The organism is Yersinia intermedia (assembly GCF_900635455.1).
Taxonomy (GTDB): Bacteria; Pseudomonadota; Gammaproteobacteria; order Enterobacterales; family Enterobacteriaceae; genus Yersinia; species Yersinia intermedia.
Window position 1 is genome coordinate 923,088 of sequence record NZ_LR134116.1, and the last position, 19,393, is coordinate 942,480.

Consider the following 19,393-nt stretch of genomic DNA (forward strand, 5'->3'; position numbering starts at 1 on the left):
ATTGATGGAAAAGAAACGGGTTCTGACATGGAACCCGTTTCTATGTTGACTATCAGTGGGTTAAGTTAACTGACTTAATTGTAAGACGTTACCGGCGATGCCGTTGATATACAATTTGCGATGTTCATTCGCGGGCAGATTAACGGATAATTCACGCCAAGCCGGTTGATAGCTGCCAGTGCGCGCAAAGGTGATATCAATGCGGTGGTTATCGGTAGTCACCTGCCAACTCAGCCATAATGCATAGCCTTGCTGCCAGCGGTGGCTTTCGCCATCATCTTCAAACAGCATTCCACTCGATCGCCCCGCGCCTTTAGTGGGGTAGAGTGCCAACTCGCGTTGCGAGTCCAACTTGGCATTAACAAAGGCGATGCGCCGTGACAGCGGCAGCGCTGCACCGGCTCGGACCAATAGTGGCAAACGTTCCAGTGGTGCATCAAGGGTGATTATCTGCCCACCGCCATACCATTGGCCACTGTGGAAGCAATACCAGCCACCATTATTATCAGGCTGGCTATTATCAGGTAAGTACACTTCTCGCTGGCGTTGTCCGGCCTCTACCACACTGGCAACCAGCAAATCGCGGCCCAGCATAAAGTCGTCATTTTCTGTAAACGTGCCGCTATCGTGTTCATGATCGAGGAAAGTAGGGCGTAACATAGGCTCATCATCATGGGTGGCCTGCCACTGTAAGGTGTAAAAATAGGGCAGTAACCGATAACGTAGCGCCATAGCATCACGGATCATCGGCGTGGCGGCAGGGTACATCCAGGGCTCATTTACAGTGTGATCGTCATTCCATGAGTGAATAGTAAATCGTGGATGCATCACGCCGTTTTGTACCCAGCGGATAAATAGCTCTGCTTCTGGTTTATCACCCGAAAAACCGCCGACATCATGACCGAGATTGTATAACCCTGACAGGCTCATCCCCAGCCCCATGCGGATGTTATAGCGCAGCGTTTGCCAACTGGTCCGGTTGTCACCACTCCAGGTCTGGGCGTAGCGTTGCATACCGGCACAACCAGAACGTGATATCAAATACGGGCGTATATCTGGTGCAAATGCTTGTTGAGCCTCCATTGAGGCCCGCATCATCAGCAAAGGCATTACCGGTCTGATATGTTTGATAGCGATAGATTCACCGAATCCATTGCAGCGCGCTTCACCATCCCACACTTCATATTCATTATTATCATTCCAGGTTGAGCCGATCCCCATCTCCAGCAGTTGTTTGGTTACATTCTCCTGCCACCAGTCCACGGTTGCAGGATTGGTGAAATCAAGGTGAGAGCCTTCATCATCCCAGAATGAAGAGCGCTCTGGTAACCCGGTTTCACCATCACGAATAAATAATCCGCGTTCGGCAACATGCTGATATTGTGGGTGATCTTGCAATAGGCACGGTTTGATATTGGCAGCTAACTTAATGCCTGCTTGCAGAAAAGCCTGACTCATTACCTTAGGCTGCGGTACTTTGTCGTAATTCCAGTTAAAAACATAACGCTTATTGTTGATTGAGGTATAGCCAGATGAGAGCTGGAAAGAGTCGCAGGGAATATCATGCTGCTGACATAGCGTAATGAATTTTTGCAACTGCACCTGTGCATCGGGAGCATCGGTGTAATGCATGGTCGAACCACTGTAACCAAGGCTCCATTTGGGGCCAAACTTGGTTTTGCCGGTCAGGCGGACAAAGGCCTTGGTTACATCAAGCACTTTCGGGCCGAGGAACATATAGTAATCAAGATCGCCAGCTTCAGCCTGATAGCGGCGATAGGCCAGATGGTAGTTATCAATCTCATTCCCTAAATCTAACCAGCAACTGCTTAAATTGTCATAAAAAAGACCAAAGCTGACATCATCACGGCGAGTGATGGTAAACGGGATATGTTTGTAGAGTGGGTCAGTACTGGCGGCGTTGTAACCCATGGCGTCTAGATTGCGCATTTCAAAGCGGCGACCTGCACGGTTAAGATCACCCGCTTTTTCACCTAATCCGTAATATTGCTCATTGGGATATCGCCGCTGATAGTGAGCAATAGCTTCTCCTTTGGGGCTGAGCAAATAAGCGCTGGTGGGCCGATCCGCCGCCAGTGGCTGCCACTCGCCGTGCTGATTTTTATATTCCCATGCCAGATACAGTGGTTGATAAATGGTGACCCGCAAACATTCAGTGGTGACTATCAACTGTTGTTCATGGTGTTCTAATTGATAACCTGGAATGGAGAAACCTTCCAGGCTAAGTCGATCGCGGCCAGACCATGGCACATCGCCTTGTGGGGCAATGCTCCAGGTGCGGTTTAAGGCCAGTTCACCATTCTTTTTAATCAGCACACGGCAGAGGTTTGGCTCTAATATATACAGACAAAATATATGATGGTCATCGACCAGTAATTCCACATGGTCAGGGTATTGATTTATTAACTGCCAGTTTTTTAATGTTTTCATCACAGCTCATCTTGTTTCTGGCAACAGCGCCGTTGCGCCGTTACCGGGTTAATAGCATCAGGCAGCCGGTTGTGTTTTATTGCGGCGCTCAGCAAACAGAGCAACCAGGAACACAGCACCAATCAAATCGAAGAAGCCCATGGCAATAAACAGCGGGTTAAAACCGATCGTGTCGGATACGGCCCCAATCAATAAAGTAAACAGGAAACTGGCAATCCAAGCGGAAGAGCCGCGCAGGCCATTAACGGTGGCCACTTGGTTTTTATCAAATGAATCAACGACTAATGCACTGAGCATGCAAGAGATAACCTGGTGACCGAAGCCACCAATAGAGATTAAAGCAATAGCCAGATAAGGGTCTTTGGTGATGGCAACAAAGGCCAGTGAAACCATCATAAAGGCACCGGTTACGGAGCTGGCAACTACTGAGTTGATACGACTGCAACCGAACCATTTTTGGTAGAGTTTGGTTAAATAGCCACTGGCAACACTGCCTATATCTGCCGCCAGGAAGGGTAGCCAGGCGAACATGGCAATCTGTTTTAGGTCCATGCCCCGCTCGGTAGCCAAATAAAGTGGAACCCAGAAGCTAAATACCGCCCATGCGGGTTCCGCTAAAAATGCCGGGATAGCGATACCGTAAAATTTCTTATTTTTGCTCAGAATGGCTAATGACTTAAGAAAAGGCAGCCGAGGGAGTACCGGTTCATTGTCTTGGTGAATCAGTTCAAACTCTTCTTTACTCAAATTTGGATGGGTGTCGGGTGAATGATAAAAACGCCACCACAGCAGAACCCAAACCATGGCTAAAGCACCGGAGAATAAGAATGCACCTTGCCAACCGAGAGCGACATGAGCCAGTACGATAATCGGTGGTGCTAACATCGCACCGATAGAGAACCCCACCCCTGCCCAACCCGCGGCAATGGGGCGTTCCTTTTTCGGAAACCAGTCAGAAATCGCTTTGGCATTTGCCGGTGTTGCCGCAGCTTCGGCACTGCCCATAAAGAAGCGCAGCACCGCCAATTGAAACCAGGTTCCTGCCCCTGCGTGCATCATGCATACCACCGCCCAGACACTAGCGCAAATCAGGAACCCCATTTTTAAACCGATGACGTCAATCAGCCAACCACAGAGTGGCTGGAAAACGGTGTAAGCCAACTGAAAAGACGCCACAATCCATGAATATTGTTCAGTGGTCATATTCAGGCTGGTTTTTAACTCAGGGGCGAGGATACCCAGAGAGTTACGGGTAATATAGTTAACGGTGACCCCGAGTAGAAATAGCGCCAGCATCCACCAGCGTAATGATTTTATTTTTCGCCGCCCGACAACCTTAGCGGATTGATTAATCTCAACACTCATCCCAGCCTCCTGATGTTAGTCGGTAGTAAATTAACCGGACCAACTTATTGTTTTGGTATGATCTATATTCGGTTATTAAGATTATACTGAGTTTTAATGTGACTCCGTTCACATTAAGCTCGTCTGGTAAAATTTAATCGATTGATAATATTAGTTTTTTGTATAATTAATCATAATTAACCGGACTGATAAGTTTTTAAAATTGGTTTACCAAAACAAGGTAACTAGCTTAAATTGGCTTTAATACGCATTTTTTTGAAAGAATTTTCATAAGCTGGATAATATTTCAGCATTTATATCGAATAGTGGCCTGAATAAGCCATTCACCGGCTATGAAAATTTTTTCATTTGCTAATTTGAGAGAGATCACAAAATGAATGGAAAGCTAAAAATACAAGAAATTGCTAATCAGACTGGCCTTTCAATTAGCACGGTATCGAGAGTATTAGCCGGTAAAGCCAATACCAGTGCGAAAGCAAAACAGCAGGTAATGGCGTATGCGCAGTCGCAGGGGATATTGCAGAATTTGTCCAGCGGGCGGTTGATGCTAAATAACATTATGGTATTTGCCCCTCATCGTGCCTTTGATGTGCGTACCGATATTTTTTACTACAAAGTTATTCAGGGGATTACTGAGGCGGTTAGTCAACATGAAGTCATGATTCGCTACTGTGGGCTATCTGAAACTCACAGTGATATTGCGCTATTTTTGGAGAAAATGACCAATCCTCAAACCGAAGCGGCAATCATTATTGGTATCGACGATCCGCGGATTCATACATTAGCGGCTGGGGTGCATAAGCCGTCGGTGTTAATTAATTGCCGTGACAAAGAAATGTCATTGGATAGTGTGTCGCCAGACCACCAACTGATTGGTGAGTTTTCTGCCAATTACCTGATACAGCAAGGGCATCGGCGCATTCTGACTCTGCAATGTTTACGTCGCAACACGATGGAACTGCGCTTAGTGGGGATAAAAGAGGCTTTCGCTAATAATAATATGCGCTTTGATGATGGTCAACATCTGATTACCACGCATGGCTTTGGCGCGGAAGAGGCTGAGCAGGCGCTAACCGCTTTTATCACTGGTTGTGAAGATAAGAGCCAGCTGCCGACGGCCATTTTAGCCGGGGGGGACTATATGGCATTTGGTGCCGTTAATGCGTTGAATAAACTGAACATGAGCGTGCCTGATAACGTATCTGTTATGAGTATGGATGGTTTTAACCTGGCAGACATTCATGATGTCACACTGACCGCGGTGCACGTCCCCCGAGATGAGTTGGGGGCCGAAGCCATCCAGTTACTGCAACGGCGCTTATTACGCCCAGATGCGCCCTTCAGTAATACCTTACTGCAAGGGAAATTAGTGGCCTGTTCTTCGGTCAAACAGATCAATCAGAAAAGGGCGATGCCTGCGGCCAATAAACCATCGGATCAGTTATATGATTTGTAAGGCTTAGTATGGAAAATAATGAACCTATGCCTCATAAAAAAGTAATTACCGCTATAGTTTACAGTTAGTTTTGTACTGTTTACGGTGGGTAACGAGAGAAATATGTATAAATGAGTTTTATATAAGTCAGATGGGGATATCTTATATCTTACCCGTCATCTTTCAGAATGCAGGTGTGTTGGCTGGTCCCGTTACTTGGCCTATTTATGGGTCTTGCCTCAGTGAGGCCGCTACAAGCAGCATTCAACTCACTGACTTGCCGTTAATTTGTCTTATCGGGGTTCATTAGCATGATTGAGGCACACCCTGCGGGCTAGCATAAATGCTGTTCAAATCGGGTTACATTCGATTTGTCTCTTTTTTGCCACCTTCCTGCACCTTGAAATCTATTGGGTATAGCACATTGAATTTAAGGATATTGCCGCATGGAATTTAAAGACTATTATGCCGTGATGGGAGTAGAACCAACTGCTTCCCAGAAAGATATTAAAACAGCCTATCGCAAGCTGGCGCGCAAATATCACCCAGATGTCAGCGCGGAAGCCGATGCTGAAAGTAAGTTCAAAGAAGTTGCCGAGGCCTATGAAGTATTAAAAGATACTGAACGGCGTGCTGAATATGACGAGTTAAGATTGCATCGGAATGACCCTCGTTTTGCCCAACAACAAGCCGCCTATAATTCAGGTCATCAACAAAGGTACAGCAGTGCGGGGGCCGGTTCCCAAGACTTCTCTGATTTTTTTGAATCTTTCTTTGCTAACCGTGGGGCTTCAGCTCATCACACCTCTCAGCGACCACCTCGCGGTGTTCGCGGCCAAGATCTTGAGATGGAATTGCCCATCTTCTTAGAAGAAACCTTGGCAGAACAGACGCGTTCTATTTCTTACAAAATACCGACTGTTGATGCTTCGGGGTATCCGGGGGCGGAGACATCCAAAACGCTAAAAGTGAAAATTCCGGCTGGGGTGGGGGATGGCGAGCGTATCCGTCTTAAAGGGCAGGGGGCACCGGGTTTTGCCGGTGGAGCTAATGGCGATTTATTCCTGATTATTCGCATTGCACCGCATCCAATGTTTGATGTTGATGGTCAAAATTTACAAATAGTGGTGCCGTTAGCCCCATGGGAAGCGGCATTAGGTGCCAATGTAGAGATGCCGACACTGACGGGCAAAATCACTTTAACGGTCCCGGCAGGTAGCCAAAGTGGTCAGAGATTGCGTATCAAAGGCAAAGGGCTAGTTAGCAAAAAGGGAACTGGCGATCTGTACGCGATCCTCAAGGTAGTGATGCCGCCAAAACCGGACGAGAAAATGCGCGCGCTGTGGCAACAACTGTCAGATCAGGCGTCATTTAATCCTCGCACTGGCTGGGAGTAACAGATTATGGCTGAAATAGAAATCACCTATACCGTGACTGAATTATGCCAGTCAACGGGAATAATGCAGGATGAATTGGTCGAGGTAGTCGGATTGGGTATGATTGTGCCACTTGAGCCTGCCGACACCGTCTGGATTTTTGACGCTGATGCACTGAGTTGCCTTCAACGCGCCCAGCGGCTACAAAATGAGTTGGATCTGGACTGGTCTGGTGTGGCAATGACCCTAACCCTGCTGGAAAGGGTTGAGCAGTTAAAGAAAGAAAATGACCAACTGCGCAGGCAGCTCGATCGTTTTTTGCAGATATCTTAATGCGATAGAACGGGTTGCGCCCATTTCGGCTAACCCGTATTTTGCTCTCTATCTCAGATGCTATCCAATGGATAACACGGAGCGGATATCACTATTTTTATTGATATCCCAGATTGCCGTGACATCATCCAGTAGATGAAGTTGAGCCTAAATGGCTAGCTTTTGTTGTGTCACCAGACCGAAAATATCTGAAAAAATTCGTTTTAATTCAGGGATCGGTGGGAAATTACCTGTACCACTCACTACCCAGTAAGTGACTAATTTTCTTGTTAGATAAGGTAGTTAAAGGCTGCTGACACCCCCGTCTACCCGTAATTCTGTTCCAACGACAAAACTGGATTCATCTGAGGCGAGAAAGACCGCAGCATGGGCAATCTCACTAGATGTTCCCATTCTTTTAATTGGTACCAGTTGGCGGATTTGTTCCGCCAGATGCTCTTGTTCGCTGCCGGATAATCCCAGTTTTTGCAGGGCTGGTGTTTGTGTCGGCCCTGGACTCAAGCCATTGACTCGGATTCCTCTGCTTGCCCATTCACCAGACAAGGTGCGCGCAAGAGAAAGTAACCCTGCCTTGCTGGCGGCATAAACGCTGCTTTGCGGTAAACCAATATGAACACTGGCGGAGCCACAAAGGATCACTGAGGCAGGATTAGCCAGCAGCGGCAACAGTGCTTGCAACAAAAAGAAAGGGCCTTTCAGGTTAGTTGATAATACTTGCTCAAAACTTTCTTCATCCCACTCTCCTATTGAACGATGAGTAACATCGCCTGCGTTGATATAGACGATATCAAGGCGTGGCCAAACTTGGGTGAGTTTTGCCGCTAGCTGATATTGATCGGCAATATCGCTGGCATCACTGTTTAACAGCAAAACTTGGCCTCCAAGTTCCTTATGTGCAGCTTGCAGGGCAGCAGCGCTCCTACCGGTGATCGCCACCGTTGCACCCTCAGCAATAAATTGACGAGCAGTTTCCAGCCCGATACCACTGGTTCCACCTGTAATTAGTGCATATTTGTCATTTAAACGATTCATGGTAAGTCTTCTCATTGATAGCAGTGGAAGACCATTTTTAATACAAAAGTATCTAAAGTATAGTAGGTACCAATTAGATACTAATGATGCAACAGGAAAGCAATGACAGCCTATCAGCCGCTAACAGCAAAAAATAAATTAGAACCAGACCACTCAATTGTGGAAGAGAAGTGTCCGATGGTGCAATTTGTCGAACTTATTGCAGGGAAATGGGCTATTCCAATTCTCTATCGTTTAATCGTAACAGCTGTACCAATTCGATTTGGCGAGTTGCAACGGGCCATTGCACCCATTACCCAAAAAGAGCTTACCCGGCAATTACGTGCTTTCGAACAGCGCGGTTTGGTCTACCGCAAGGTCTATGCCGAAGTCCCTCCACGCGTTGAATATCAAATTACGGCATTGGGCAAAACATTGCAGCCAACATTGGATTCGTTAGCCCAATGGATGAGAGATCACCATAAGGCTCTCGCGGGCAATGCGTAACCTGAATGACTACCGCCCTGAGAATAGCCAGATATACCGCAATTTCGCTATTGGCAGTCGCGTAATGCGAACACTATGTACTACATTTAATTGACTGCTCACTAATCCAGCAGTAACAACAATGGCAACAATAGTTTCAAGGAGAGAGTATGAGTAAGATACCAGGTTGTTGTTCAGAAGATAGCCCTCCTAATAGCCGACGGAATATGCTAAAAGCCGCATTAGGCATCACTGCTGCGGGTGTCATCGGTGGGATTGGATTGGGGTTACCTCAAATATCGTATGCTGCGGCTTTGACCAAAGAAGAACGTGATAAGTTAACCCCAGATCAAATAGTTGAAAGTTTAAAGCAGGGCAATAAGCGGTTTGTTTCCGGTAAAATGCAACAACATGATTATCTTGCACAAAAACGCAGTAGTGCAGAAGGGCAGTTCCCTGCGGTGGTCATTTTGAGCTGTATTGATTCTCGAGCGCCAGCGGAAATTATTCTGGATACGGGTATCGGTGAAACCTTCAATGCCAGAATTGCCGGTAACATCTCTAATGATGATTTATTAGGTAGTCTGGAGTTTGCTTGTGCCGCTGCGGGAGCTAAAGTCATTTTAGTTATGGGGCACACAGCTTGTGGTGCAATCAAAGGGGCTATTGATAACGTTGAACTTGGCAATCTTACTGGCCTGCTCAATAAGATCAAGCCAGCCATTGCGGCCACCCAATTTGATGGTGAGAAAAGCAGTAAAAATGAGAAATACGTCGATGCTGTAGCGACGAATAATGTGAAACACACCATGGATGAAATACGCAAAAACAGCGAAATAATTAGAAACCTAGAACAAGAAGGGAAAGTAAAAATTGTCGGCAGTATGTACAACTTAAATGGTGGTGTTGTCGAATTCCTTAAGTAATACATTTGGTCTAACTCCCCCCTATTCCCCTTGCGAAAATTCAAGGGGAATAATAATGATACTCATGAGTTATTGCTAAATTAGATACCCTCTTCTTTTTTTTATTATCCATTCCTGCTTGGCGATAAATAGTATTTATGCTTATATGAATGAGGCGGTATCATCATCAAAGTCTGGTCGCGAACTGTATAGTGATGATGGGGTGTTTTAAATAAAATACATATGAATGTTATAATTTTGTTTTTTAGTAAACAAATTGAATATATATTGTTAAATGGTATTTATTTCTTGAACTTTTCCATCTTTATTGTATTTTAACCTCTGTGATTACCTGTTACTTTATTGGGTGAATAAAACGAGTTGTAAACATTCTTAATAATAATGATATCATCATGAATCTGTATTATTTCATTGTCATTAAATAATGAATTCACATGATTGATATATTTTATTTGATTATTATCCTGATCAATTATTATCAGGTGAGTTTGTTTTATACATATATATATATGTATAAATTTATCACTTAACATGAAATATAATGATAATATATAATTTAATTTGTTTTATTCATTAAGCGAAAGTAATAATTATCACTTGTTTTCTTATCACACCAAAGTTGTATGTGATTGGCCTTTATTAACTGAGTGAATGTATTCAAGGGGTTATTTATGTATGTTGATACAGTCTCTGTTGTCTCTGGCAGTAAATTTATTGATGTCAATGGTAAAGGAGTGATTGATTATGAGAAAGAGATATCACTGGATTGCTGTATGAATAAGATCCATTTTCATACTAAAAAATTAACAATTGATATTAATGAAAAACAAAAGAGATTGGTCATGTGTTTGTTTAATGATGTTAACCGCAAGCAAGATATCATAAAAGTAGTATGGTATGAAAATCATAAAAGCATCTCTGATAATAATTATCATCAATTAATTCATAAGTTTAGAGCACATTTAAAAAATGCGGGAATACCTGACGGAATTATTAAGACTATAAATAGATATGGTCTTAGGTTAGATTCTGGGATATTAAAAAATATGGTATCGAACAAAATGAATGACAGGTTTGTTGGTTACTAAAATAGACTTGTTCTCTGTATATTCTCCATTATAAAGGATAGGTTAGGGTGTTATCATTTTTAAATAGGATAGTAATAACACCCTGCCAAATGCTTTTTAGTTATAAACAACATATCCTTGAAGTGTTGTTAACATTACTTATATTATATTATCTCAGTATATTTTTTAACGCTATATCAAGTAAAGAAGAACAGCCAATCCCTATATTATATAAAGGTCACGGCGTAGAGAGTAGTAAAATAAACAATAGAGAGGGAATGATAAAGGAAATTATAAAGCTAAAGCTATTTAGTAAGAGTGAAAAAAACAGTAAAAAGAATGAAAAAATCAATAGTATTGGAGAAATTGATAATGCTCCTTTGTACCATGGTGACTTGAAACTGGTTGGCGTGCTCAAACATACAGATGAGTCAAAGTCTATTGCAATAATAGATACTGGTATGGAGCAAAAAACTTATTTTATTGGTGATGTAATAGAAAATATAAATATTTTTCTTGTAAAGATATTTATCGATAAGATCACTATTAGCGATGGCACCACTTATTATTCATTAATTCTACTGGAGTAGGTACATTCCTGGGTTTCATGTAAGGGAAATATAAATGCATATCAAACATGTCCATCTGATATATGGCGATACATTTAATGATTTTATTAACTTTATGTTAGTGAAACTATCAAAAATAATAATAGTACTAATTTTATTACCGTTATCCGCGAATAGTGAAGGTTTTTCGGTGCATTTCAAAGATGCAGATATAAAAGAGTTTATTAATACAGTAAGTAAAAATATCAATAAAACTATAATAATAGATCCTAAAGTTAAAGGATTGATTAGTGTCCGTAGTTATGAGCTATTAGATCAAGAAAAATATTATCAATTTTTTCTTAATGTACTCGATGTCTATGGATATACCGTGGTGGAAATGCCTAATAATATATTAAAGGTAATCCCCTCAAAACGCGCTAAAGGTTCCGTCGTACCTATACTAAGGGAATCAGAGGAAACTCATGGCGATGAACTTATTAATAGAGTATTTCCCCTTAAGCATATATCAGCCAAGAGTATTGCACCTTTATTACGTCAGTTAAATGATAACTCCGAATCTGGTAGTATTATGCACTATGAACCATCCAATACTATATTAATTACGGGGCGAGCTGCGGTAGTAAACCGTTTGTACGCTATAATCAACACATTCGATCATGCAGGAGATACAGATATTGAACATTATAAACTAAACCATGCTAATGCCGCTGAAGTGACTAAACTGGTAAATGAAGTAATAAATCAAACAAATTCCAACAAGAAAGAATCATTCAGTGTAGGCAGAATGATTGCGGATGATAGGACTAACTCTGTATTAGTCAGCGGTGATAGCCATATCAGAAAAAGAGCCATTAAAATGATAAAAGAGCTTGACCATCAACAGGAGAGTTATGGAAATACAAAAGTTATATATATGAAATATGCTCAAGCATCAAAACTTTTAGAGGTGCTCACCGGTATCAGCCAAGATTTTCACAGTAACAAAAAAACAAACTCGGTAAGTAAAAATCACAATAAAAATATTGCCATTAAAGCCTATGATCAGACAAATGCTTTGGTTATTACAGCCGACGCTAAAATGATGAAAGAATTAGATTTGGTTATCGAAAAACTGGATGTAAGACGAGCGCAAGTATTGGTTGAGGCCATCATAGTTGAGACGCAAAATGGAGAAGGGCTAAATCTTGGTATTCAATGGGAAAATAAATTTTCTGGCGGAGTCAATTTTATTCCTAACTCAGCTAATACAAGAAACAATAGTGAACGTATGCCGCCGATGGCGATCGCAGGACTAACCGCGGGGTTTTATAAAGGTAACTGGAGTGGTTTATTTACTGCTCTGGCAACTAATTCAAATAATAATATTCTGGCAACACCAAGCATTGTTACATTAGATAATATGGAAGCTGAGTTCAATGTAGGCCAAGAGGTTCCTGTACTGACATCGACGCAAACAACATCAACAGATAGAGTATATAACTCAATTTCAAGGAAGAATGTAGGTGTCATGCTGAAAGTGAAACCACAGATAAACAAAGGTGATTCGGTTCTGCTTGAAATACGGCAGGAGGTATCAAGTATTGCTGATAGCTCTGACGCGAATGCTAATAATTTAGGCTCTATTTTTAACAAAAGAGTCGTTAATAATGCAGTTTTGGTAAAAAGTGGTGAGACGGTTGTTGTTGGCGGGTTATTAGATAAGAAGATATATAAAATAGTAAATAAAATCCCTATATTGGGTGATATTCCTTTTATTGGCGGGTTGTTTAGACAGAAAAAAGAAAAGGTAGAGAAGAGTAACCTTATCTTATTCATTAAACCTACCATACTCAGAGAAACAAGTGACTATAACCTGGTAACAGCAGAAAAGTACACTGAATATAATAATGGAAATATAAATGAAAAATTTATCAATGCGCCACTAAAACTATCCAAGAAGATGTCAGAATACACAAAAAAACATGATGACTTGAATATACTTAAAAGAGATATAAGGCGCTTTTACAGTGCGGTAGGAATAGAGCCATGAGCGACGATGAAAAGGAATTAGTACCATTAACATTTAATTGGTCTAAAGATAATGGTGTCATTTCAACTCCGGTAGATAAGGGCTGTCAACTTATTTGTCGCCATTCAGCTTCGCTTGAGTCAATACTTGAAGGTAATAGAATCGCTAATCAACCAGTGGGGATTGATTTTGTTACTGACGATGAATTTAACAACATGTTAGCGACTGTGTATCAGCATGATTCAATGCAATCACATAAAACAATGAATGCGATAAGTGATGAGTTAGATACCTATTCGTTCGCCAGCGAGTTATCAGATAATGAAGAATTACTAGGCTCAGATAATGAAGCTCCAATAATAAGATTAATTAATACAATTTTAACCGAGGCAATTAAAAATTCAGCTTCAGATATTCATGTGGAATCTTTCGAAAAAAAATTGATAATAAGATTTCGTATTGATGGAGTGTTAAGAAATATATTGGAACTGAAACGGGGCGTGGCGCTATTACTGGTTTCTCGGATTAAAGTCATGGCGAAGCTGGATATTGCTGAGAAACGTATTCCTCAAGATGGGCGTATTGCATTGAACTTGGCCGGGCGAGTTTTAGATGTGCGCGTATCAGTTTTACCATCAAATCATGGTGAGCGTGTCGTCCTACGATTACTGGATAAAAGCAGTATTAAACTGGACTTACAATCTTTAGATATGTCAGCAGCCAACTATAGTTTAATGAAAAAGCTCGTACTCAAACCTCATGGCATTGTATTGATTGTTGGTCCCACCGGTGCGGGTAAAAGTACCACCCTCTACGCGGCGCTAATGGGAATAGACTCAGGTGAAAGAAATATTATGACTGTAGAAGATCCTATAGAGTTTGATATTGAAGGTATTTCCCAGACACAGGTCCATTCAAAAATTGGTATGACTTTTTCTCGCAGCCTAAGAGCAATACTGCGGCAAGACCCCGATGTCATCCTTATTGGTGAAATACGAGATGTGGAAACTGCACAAATAGCGGTACAAGCCTCTTTAACCGGTCATTTGGTTTTATCAACACTACATGCTAACAGCGCTGTTGGTGCGGTAACCAGGCTGAAAGACATGGGGATAGAGCCATTTATGCTATCAAGCTCATTATTGGCTGTTTTATCTCAACGACTGGTCCGTAGATTATGCATTGAGTGCCGGCAGGAATACGCATTTATATCGGATAAGCTAAAAGGTTTGGGTATCAATTATCAGATAAGTATTGAGGGAAATGCATATCGCGCGATAGGTTGCCAAAAATGCAATGCAGCAGGTTATCGCGGGCGAATAGCGCTACATGAACTCTTGGTGGTAGATAATCATCTACGGGAAGGCATTTATAAAGGCTATAGTGAACATGAGCTTATTCAGTTGGCGCAGCAGAGCATACGCAGCATCGAACAAGATGGGGTGGATAAAGTTATGGCTGGTCTAACAACAATTGAAGAAGTTATCAGGATAAGCTTAGAGGACAAGCATGCCTGTATTTAAATATATCGCTATCAATAATAATGGAGTGAGAATAAAAGGTAATATTGAGGCCGACAATATTCTTATTGCCAGGGGAATTATCTACCAGAGAGAGTGGTGTTTATTAAAAATTAAAATAAGGAAAGTAGGTCATTTCCCCAATGTGATAAGATATTTCAAAAGTATTAATAACGATGACCTGGTATTGATTACTCGGCAAATGTCGACATTAGTAAATGCAGCAATACCTTTAGATGAAGTGTTGGAGGTTATTGAGAAGCAAAATAAAAAGAATATAATGAATGGTATAATACGTGATATAAGAAAGAAAGTTGTTGAAGGTTATTCACTTTCTGACTCACTCTCCCATCATTCAAATGTGTTCAATCCATTATATAGGTCAATGATCACTGCAGGTGAAATATCAGGGCATTTGGGAATGATTCTATCTAGACTTGCTGACCATATTGAGCAAACGCAGAAAGTAAAAAGAAAACTTGGGCAAACACTCATATATCCTGCGATTTTAATTATTGTATCACTAGGTGTGGTAATCATCCTATTATCTGTAGTAGTACCCAGTATAATAGAACAGTTCTCTTTCGAGAATAATGAATTACCTTTTTCGACTCAGACTCTCATGGCAGTGAGTAATGGGGTTAAAAATAACATTTCATCTATATTAGCGTTGACTATCATTGTTGTAATCTCAATTAATAGAGCCTTAAAGGTAAGGAGGTTAAGCGAACTCTTTGAATATTATTGTTTAAAAATTCCTTTGGTGGGTGGATATATTATTAGATTGAATATATCACGCTATTTAAGAACGTTGACTATATTAAACTCCAATAGTGTTAATTTAATGCAGGCAATCAAAATAAGTAATTCTGTATTAACTAATGGATATATTAAAAAACAGCTGCTTAACTCAGCTAAATTAGTTAGTGAAGGGGCCAGCCTATCTTCTTCATTAGCCGTTAGTCGAGTATTTTCTCCTATGATTATACATATGATTGCATCAGGTGAACGTACGGGGGAGTTAGATCTCATGTTGGAGAAAGTGACTGATGTTCAAGAAAATGAATTGATGGATAAAATAAATATATTTGTCACATTACTAGAGCCAGCAATAATGATTTTTATGGCGGCATTTATTCTTTTTATCGTTTTGTCCATATTTCAACCGATATTACAAATTAACAATTTGATTGCATAATATTTATCTAAGAGGGATTATGAAGGATACTAAATCGTATGGGTTTACATTACTCGAAATTATGGTTGTCATCATGATTTTGGGGATTTTAGCGAGTTTAACAATACCCAGTCTGATGTCCAATAAAAACCGTGCTGATCGGCAAAAGACATTAAGTGACATTGTTGCTTTAGAAAATGCCTTGGATATGTATAAGCTAGATAATGGCCGCTATCCAACAGAGCTACAGGGTATTAACTCATTGGTTGTCAAACCAACTGAGTTACCAATCCCTAGAGTCTATCCTCATAATGGTTATATTCGGCGGTTACCACAGGATCCGTGGGGAAGTGCTTACCAAATGAATAATCCAGGTAAGAATGGTGATATAGATATATTCTCTGCGGGGCCAGATAGAGAAATAGGCAATGACGATGATATTGGTAACTGGACTATATCTTCATAGTTATAAAATTGATAATACATTGTTATTTGAGTAAACATCAAAATAAATAGGTGATGACCTGCGACATTATACGGGGTTTACTTTATTAGAAGTTATGGTGTCACTGGCTATTTTTGCTATTGCTGGCGTCAGCATTATGAAAAATATTAGTTCACAACTAATCTGGACCAGATCCCTGCAAGATAAAATGGCATCTGCTTGGGTTGCAGAGAACGTTTTAGCAGAACTCAAAATAACTGGAGCTATGCAAACTGAGAATTGGTTGAAGGGAAGTGATTTTATGTTTGATCAGTTTTGGTATTGGCAAGTGAAAGAAATATATCATCAAAGTAAAGGCATTCGGGAGGTTATCGTTGAAATTCGTAGTCAGGAAAATAACGAGCATCCTGATTATGTACTGGAAAGATACCGGACTATCAATGAGTAAAAATTTATCTCATGGTTTTACTCTGTTAGAGATATTACTTGCCGTCACTATTTTTACTATGATGAGTTTAACGATTTATCATGCTGCTATCGTTGTCGTGAAAGGAAGTGCTACAGTGACTACTAGAGTAAAGAAAATAAATGAAATTCAGCAAGTAATAAAAATTCTTGAGTTCGATATATCTCATGCAACAATATACCCACGAATATTTTTAAATAATAATAAAAGTATTTTTTTCCAAGTGGGAAGCGGTGTATTAGAAAGTGATGACTTCGGTATTTATTTCTTACTAAGTAACATACCAAAGTTAAACAATGGTTTTGATTACCATTCAGCATGTATTGGCTATAGGTTAAAAAATAAGATACTAGAAAAATTATCTTATACTAAATTGGGTTGCATTGCCGATCAGGAATACCAGGTTTTACACGTCATTGAGGGGGTCATTGCATTTCGCATACGGTTATATCATGAAAAAAAATGGTTAACTGAATGGCAGCACAACCTTGCCTTACCACATGCCGTTGAAGTAACTATCGAATTGGAAGATATAGGTATAGTAAGGCGAACTATTATTTTATTGAATAGTGGGGTTTTATCATTGTGAATTATTTAGAGGCGCAGTATGGTATTGCACTGCTGCTCGTATTATCAATTATACTTTTAATGAGCGGAATGGCCTTCACATCCAATTATTATTGGTCAGATATGTATGCCTTGTTTGATATAAATGAAAGGAGAAGATCACAGCAATGGATATTGCTGGAGAATGAAAATGAAATGTCAAAAAAAATAATAAGTGAGATTTTTAATTCTAAGGAGCGAAGTAATGATCTAGCGTGGATTTTTTCGTATCCTCGATCTATTAAAATAAATGAGAGTCATGTCTATTATAGAATGGTTGATAAAACTAACTGCTTCAATATTTACTCTTTTAATATTAATTTCTGTAAGAATAAAACTCAACCATATTCCTGGCGAGTGTTTAAAAACCTGTTGATAGGCGCTGGGGGGACCATGTCAGATGTAAATAATATCCTGAACGATATCACTTCCTTTCTTAAGAAAAATTGTTGTGAAGAGCTAAATGCTAATATAAAAGCCACATCAGTATCCTCTATAAAATTTGATGGTTTTAAAAATAATTTGGCTAATTATCTATCCAGTCATGATTATGAGTTGCTTTTAAAAATAGTCCCATTGATCTGCACTAGAAATGATAACGCATTATTAATTAATGTAAATGCACTTGAAGTACAACAAAGTAAACTTATCCAGGCAATGTTCATGAATATTATTAGCGAGGAAGATATCATCAATACTATATTAGCTAAACCAGTCAATGGCTGGGGTAGCAAAGAGTCTTTCTTTGCATCGATATTAAGTAACTCAATGATAGCTATAGATGATATACAGAAGGTAAAAGAAGTTGTCATGTCAAGTTTTTCAACAGATGAATATTTTATTACACTAGACTTTTGGTTGGATGACAAAAATGAGTATTACAATTTGACTAATTACCTCCATGTTAAAGATGAAGAGATTACAGTATTGCAGCGTAGATATGGTATTGGTGAACCATATGATGAATAGAGTTGGTTCCTCACCTATACTTATTATTAGGCTAGGGGTCTATGCAAGCGATCCGGTCTACTGGTATATGAAAATGCATGACGGACAAAAAAATAAGTATGGTAAGTTAAATAGTTATGCTGAGATTAAAAATATTAAATTACAGTCTGGTTGCCGCGTTAAAGTATTGGTTTCAGCCAGTTGCATAATATTCAGACGAATTAATTTAAAAAATTTAATGATAAATAAAAACATGAAAGCGATTAGCTTCTTGCTTGAAAGAACAATTGTCGGTGATATAGATAAATTTCACACTATTAATTTAAAATGGGATAATGATTTCTGTTATGTAGCAGCCGTTGAGCATAAGTTAATGAATCAATGGTTGGGGTGGTTAAAAGAGGCAAATATATCGGCAAAAATTATAATGCCTGATGTATTGGCATTGCCATTTAGTCTTGGGAAGTTTTCCGCCGTCAAGCTGAGTAATGAATGGTTGATAAGAAATAGCCAATTATCGGGTTTTTCAATTAGTAGTGAAATATTAGCAAAGATACTAGATTCAAAATTTTCATCAGCTCATATAAATACATTTTCATCTTCGGGGAATAAAGCTATAAATTGGCAATCCACACAATATTGCGATGTGCTTAGAATTATGGCTGAAAATATTGATTATTGTAATGCTAATTTCCTTTGCGGCAAGTATAATCATTTTCCTGGCATTGAAATGAACGGGTTAACTATTTTTAGAACTGTTTTATTATGTTTAATTCTATCTGCGGTTGTATGTTTGAATTACTGGTTTGATAGATATAAGATTGCGAGAGATATTGATGTCTTGAATACGGTATCACAAGAGTTTTATGCTAATATTTTTCCAGTTGATAATGAAAATAGAAATAATACAGGGCACTTTAACGATTACATTGAACATTATAGGGACATAGAATCAAATGCTAATTTCATTGATCTTTTTTATATGACCAGCCCAGTTATAGATAGTATTGATTCGAATGTAAATAGTGTTAGTTTTAATAAGGATGCGGGAGTAATGTCTTACAATATTTCAGCGGACGAATCAAATACTGTTGAACTTAAATTAAAGGAAATAAATAATAAACTTAGTGGCGTTGTTTTAAATCAAGTGTCTAATGATAGTGATAGCCACGATATTATTTTTAAATATGCACCGTGAAAA

At 39.9% G+C, this 19,393-nt stretch carries 18 protein-coding genes; 15 read left to right on the plus strand and 3 right to left on the minus strand.

What is annotated here, in order from left to right; genetic code table 11:
- Positions 1–60: 60 nt before the first annotated feature.
- Both EL015_RS04270 and EL015_RS04275 read right to left on the minus strand, forming a co-directional pair.
- A complete protein-coding gene (locus EL015_RS04270) occupies positions 61–2,451 on the minus strand; it encodes a glycoside hydrolase family 31 protein (protein WP_005185937.1) in 2,391 nt (796 codons plus the stop codon).
- 57 nt (positions 2,452–2,508) lie between these two features.
- Positions 2,509–3,816 (minus strand): MFS transporter, encoded by a 1,308-nt coding sequence (locus EL015_RS04275; RefSeq protein WP_005185936.1) that lies wholly within the window; start codon positions 3,814–3,816, stop codon positions 2,509–2,511.
- 373 nt (positions 3,817–4,189) lie between these two features.
- On the opposite strand from EL015_RS04275, the gene EL015_RS04280 reads away from it, so the two are divergent.
- The 3 genes from EL015_RS04280 (at position 4,190) to cbpM (ending at position 6,960) form a co-directional block, all read left to right on the plus strand.
- Positions 4,190–5,272, plus strand: coding sequence for a LacI family DNA-binding transcriptional regulator (locus EL015_RS04280; protein ID WP_005185935.1), 1,083 nt, complete (start codon positions 4,190–4,192; stop codon positions 5,270–5,272).
- Positions 5,273–5,697: 425 nt separating this feature from the next.
- The gene (gene cbpA / locus EL015_RS04285; protein ID WP_005185934.1) at positions 5,698–6,648 is read left to right on the plus strand and encodes a curved DNA-binding protein; all 951 of its coding nucleotides are present in this window, start codon (positions 5,698–5,700) and stop codon (positions 6,646–6,648) included.
- Positions 6,649–6,654: 6 nt separating this feature from the next.
- A complete protein-coding gene (cbpM, locus tag EL015_RS04290; protein ID WP_005185931.1) occupies positions 6,655–6,960 on the plus strand; it encodes a chaperone modulator CbpM in 306 nt (101 codons plus the stop codon).
- Positions 6,961–7,242: 282 nt separating this feature from the next.
- Here the strand turns inward: cbpM and EL015_RS04295 are convergent, their stop codons facing one another.
- A complete protein-coding gene (locus tag EL015_RS04295; RefSeq protein ID WP_005185929.1) occupies positions 7,243–7,992 on the minus strand; it encodes an SDR family oxidoreductase in 750 nt (249 codons plus the stop codon).
- Positions 7,993–8,094: 102 nt separating this feature from the next.
- On the opposite strand from EL015_RS04295, the gene EL015_RS04300 reads away from it, so the two are divergent.
- From EL015_RS04300 to gspL, 12 genes are all read left to right on the plus strand, one after another.
- Positions 8,095–8,478 carry a winged helix-turn-helix transcriptional regulator gene (locus tag EL015_RS04300; protein WP_005185926.1) on the plus strand — a complete coding sequence of 128 codons (384 nt, stop codon included), beginning with the start codon at positions 8,095–8,097 and terminating at the stop codon, positions 8,476–8,478.
- Positions 8,479–8,627: 149 nt separating this feature from the next.
- Positions 8,628–9,383 carry a carbonic anhydrase gene (locus tag EL015_RS04305; protein ID WP_032906544.1) on the plus strand — a complete coding sequence of 252 codons (756 nt, stop codon included), beginning with the start codon at positions 8,628–8,630 and terminating at the stop codon, positions 9,381–9,383.
- A gap of 671 nt (positions 9,384–10,054) precedes the next feature.
- The gene (locus EL015_RS04310; RefSeq protein WP_032906543.1) at positions 10,055–10,471 is read left to right on the plus strand and encodes a winged helix-turn-helix domain-containing protein; all 417 of its coding nucleotides are present in this window, start codon (positions 10,055–10,057) and stop codon (positions 10,469–10,471) included.
- A gap of 47 nt (positions 10,472–10,518) precedes the next feature.
- Positions 10,519–11,040 (plus strand): type II secretion system protein N, encoded by a 522-nt coding sequence (locus tag EL015_RS04315; protein ID WP_050288559.1) that lies wholly within the window; start codon positions 10,519–10,521, stop codon positions 11,038–11,040.
- A 34-nt stretch (positions 11,041–11,074) separates the two neighbouring features.
- Entirely contained in the window at positions 11,075–13,051 is a 1,977-nt protein-coding gene (gspD, locus tag EL015_RS04320; protein ID WP_005185908.1) for a type II secretion system secretin GspD, read from the plus strand.
- Positions 13,048–14,553 (plus strand): GspE/PulE family protein, encoded by a 1,506-nt coding sequence (locus EL015_RS04325; protein ID WP_032906542.1) that lies wholly within the window; start codon positions 13,048–13,050, stop codon positions 14,551–14,553. The genes gspD and EL015_RS04325 overlap by 4 nt, the downstream gene beginning before the upstream one ends.
- Entirely contained in the window at positions 14,540–15,748 is a 1,209-nt protein-coding gene (locus tag EL015_RS04330; RefSeq protein WP_032906541.1) for a type II secretion system F family protein, read from the plus strand. The genes EL015_RS04325 and EL015_RS04330 overlap by 14 nt, the downstream gene beginning before the upstream one ends.
- 19 nt (positions 15,749–15,767) lie before the next feature.
- Complete coding sequence (gene gspG / locus EL015_RS04335; protein WP_032906540.1) at positions 15,768–16,193, plus strand: type II secretion system major pseudopilin GspG; 426 nt, start codon at positions 15,768–15,770, stop codon at positions 16,191–16,193.
- Between the two features lie 58 nt (positions 16,194–16,251).
- Positions 16,252–16,620 (plus strand): type II secretion system minor pseudopilin GspI, encoded by a 369-nt coding sequence (gene gspI, locus EL015_RS04340; protein ID WP_086018948.1) that lies wholly within the window; start codon positions 16,252–16,254, stop codon positions 16,618–16,620.
- Positions 16,613–17,227 carry a type II secretion system minor pseudopilin GspJ gene (gspJ, locus tag EL015_RS04345; protein ID WP_164711357.1) on the plus strand — a complete coding sequence of 205 codons (615 nt, stop codon included), beginning with the start codon at positions 16,613–16,615 and terminating at the stop codon, positions 17,225–17,227. The genes gspI and gspJ overlap by 8 nt, the downstream gene beginning before the upstream one ends.
- Positions 17,224–18,213: a type II secretion system protein GspK gene (locus EL015_RS04350; RefSeq protein ID WP_005185894.1), complete on the plus strand. Its 990-nt coding sequence runs from the start codon at positions 17,224–17,226 to the stop codon at positions 18,211–18,213. Before gspJ ends, EL015_RS04350 begins: the two co-directional genes overlap by 4 nt.
- On the plus strand, positions 18,206–19,390 hold the full coding sequence (gene gspL / locus EL015_RS04355; RefSeq protein WP_279625045.1) for a type II secretion system protein GspL: 1,185 nt from the start codon (positions 18,206–18,208) through the stop codon (positions 19,388–19,390). The genes EL015_RS04350 and gspL overlap by 8 nt, the downstream gene beginning before the upstream one ends.
- Positions 19,391–19,393: the final 3 nt, after the last annotated feature.

Excerpts from the sequence above, each read along its gene's own strand:
- EL015_RS04270 (WP_005185937.1), bottom strand. The coding sequence starts at position 2,451 with ATGAAAACATTAAAAAACTGGCAGTTAATAAATCAATACCCTGACCAT.
- EL015_RS04275 (WP_005185936.1), bottom strand. The coding sequence starts at position 3,816 with ATGAGTGTTGAGATTAATCAATCCGCTAAGGTTGTCGGGCGGCGAAAA.
- EL015_RS04280 (WP_005185935.1), top strand. The coding sequence starts at position 4,190 with ATGAATGGAAAGCTAAAAATACAAGAAATTGCTAATCAGACTGGCCTT.
- cbpA (WP_005185934.1), top strand. The coding sequence starts at position 5,698 with ATGGAATTTAAAGACTATTATGCCGTGATGGGAGTAGAACCAACTGCT.
- cbpM (WP_005185931.1), top strand. The coding sequence starts at position 6,655 with ATGGCTGAAATAGAAATCACCTATACCGTGACTGAATTATGCCAGTCA.
- EL015_RS04295 (WP_005185929.1), bottom strand. The coding sequence starts at position 7,992 with ATGAATCGTTTAAATGACAAATATGCACTAATTACAGGTGGAACCAGT.
- EL015_RS04300 (WP_005185926.1), top strand. The coding sequence starts at position 8,095 with ATGACAGCCTATCAGCCGCTAACAGCAAAAAATAAATTAGAACCAGAC.
- EL015_RS04305 (WP_032906544.1), top strand. The coding sequence starts at position 8,628 with ATGAGTAAGATACCAGGTTGTTGTTCAGAAGATAGCCCTCCTAATAGC.
- EL015_RS04310 (WP_032906543.1), top strand. The coding sequence starts at position 10,055 with ATGTATGTTGATACAGTCTCTGTTGTCTCTGGCAGTAAATTTATTGAT.
- gspD (WP_005185908.1), top strand. The coding sequence starts at position 11,075 with ATGCATATCAAACATGTCCATCTGATATATGGCGATACATTTAATGAT.
- EL015_RS04325 (WP_032906542.1), top strand. The coding sequence starts at position 13,048 with ATGAGCGACGATGAAAAGGAATTAGTACCATTAACATTTAATTGGTCT.
- EL015_RS04330 (WP_032906541.1), top strand. The coding sequence starts at position 14,540 with ATGCCTGTATTTAAATATATCGCTATCAATAATAATGGAGTGAGAATA.
- gspG (WP_032906540.1), top strand. The coding sequence starts at position 15,768 with ATGAAGGATACTAAATCGTATGGGTTTACATTACTCGAAATTATGGTT.
- gspJ (WP_164711357.1), top strand. The coding sequence starts at position 16,613 with ATGAGTAAAAATTTATCTCATGGTTTTACTCTGTTAGAGATATTACTT.
- gspL (WP_279625045.1), top strand. The coding sequence starts at position 18,206 with ATGAATAGAGTTGGTTCCTCACCTATACTTATTATTAGGCTAGGGGTC.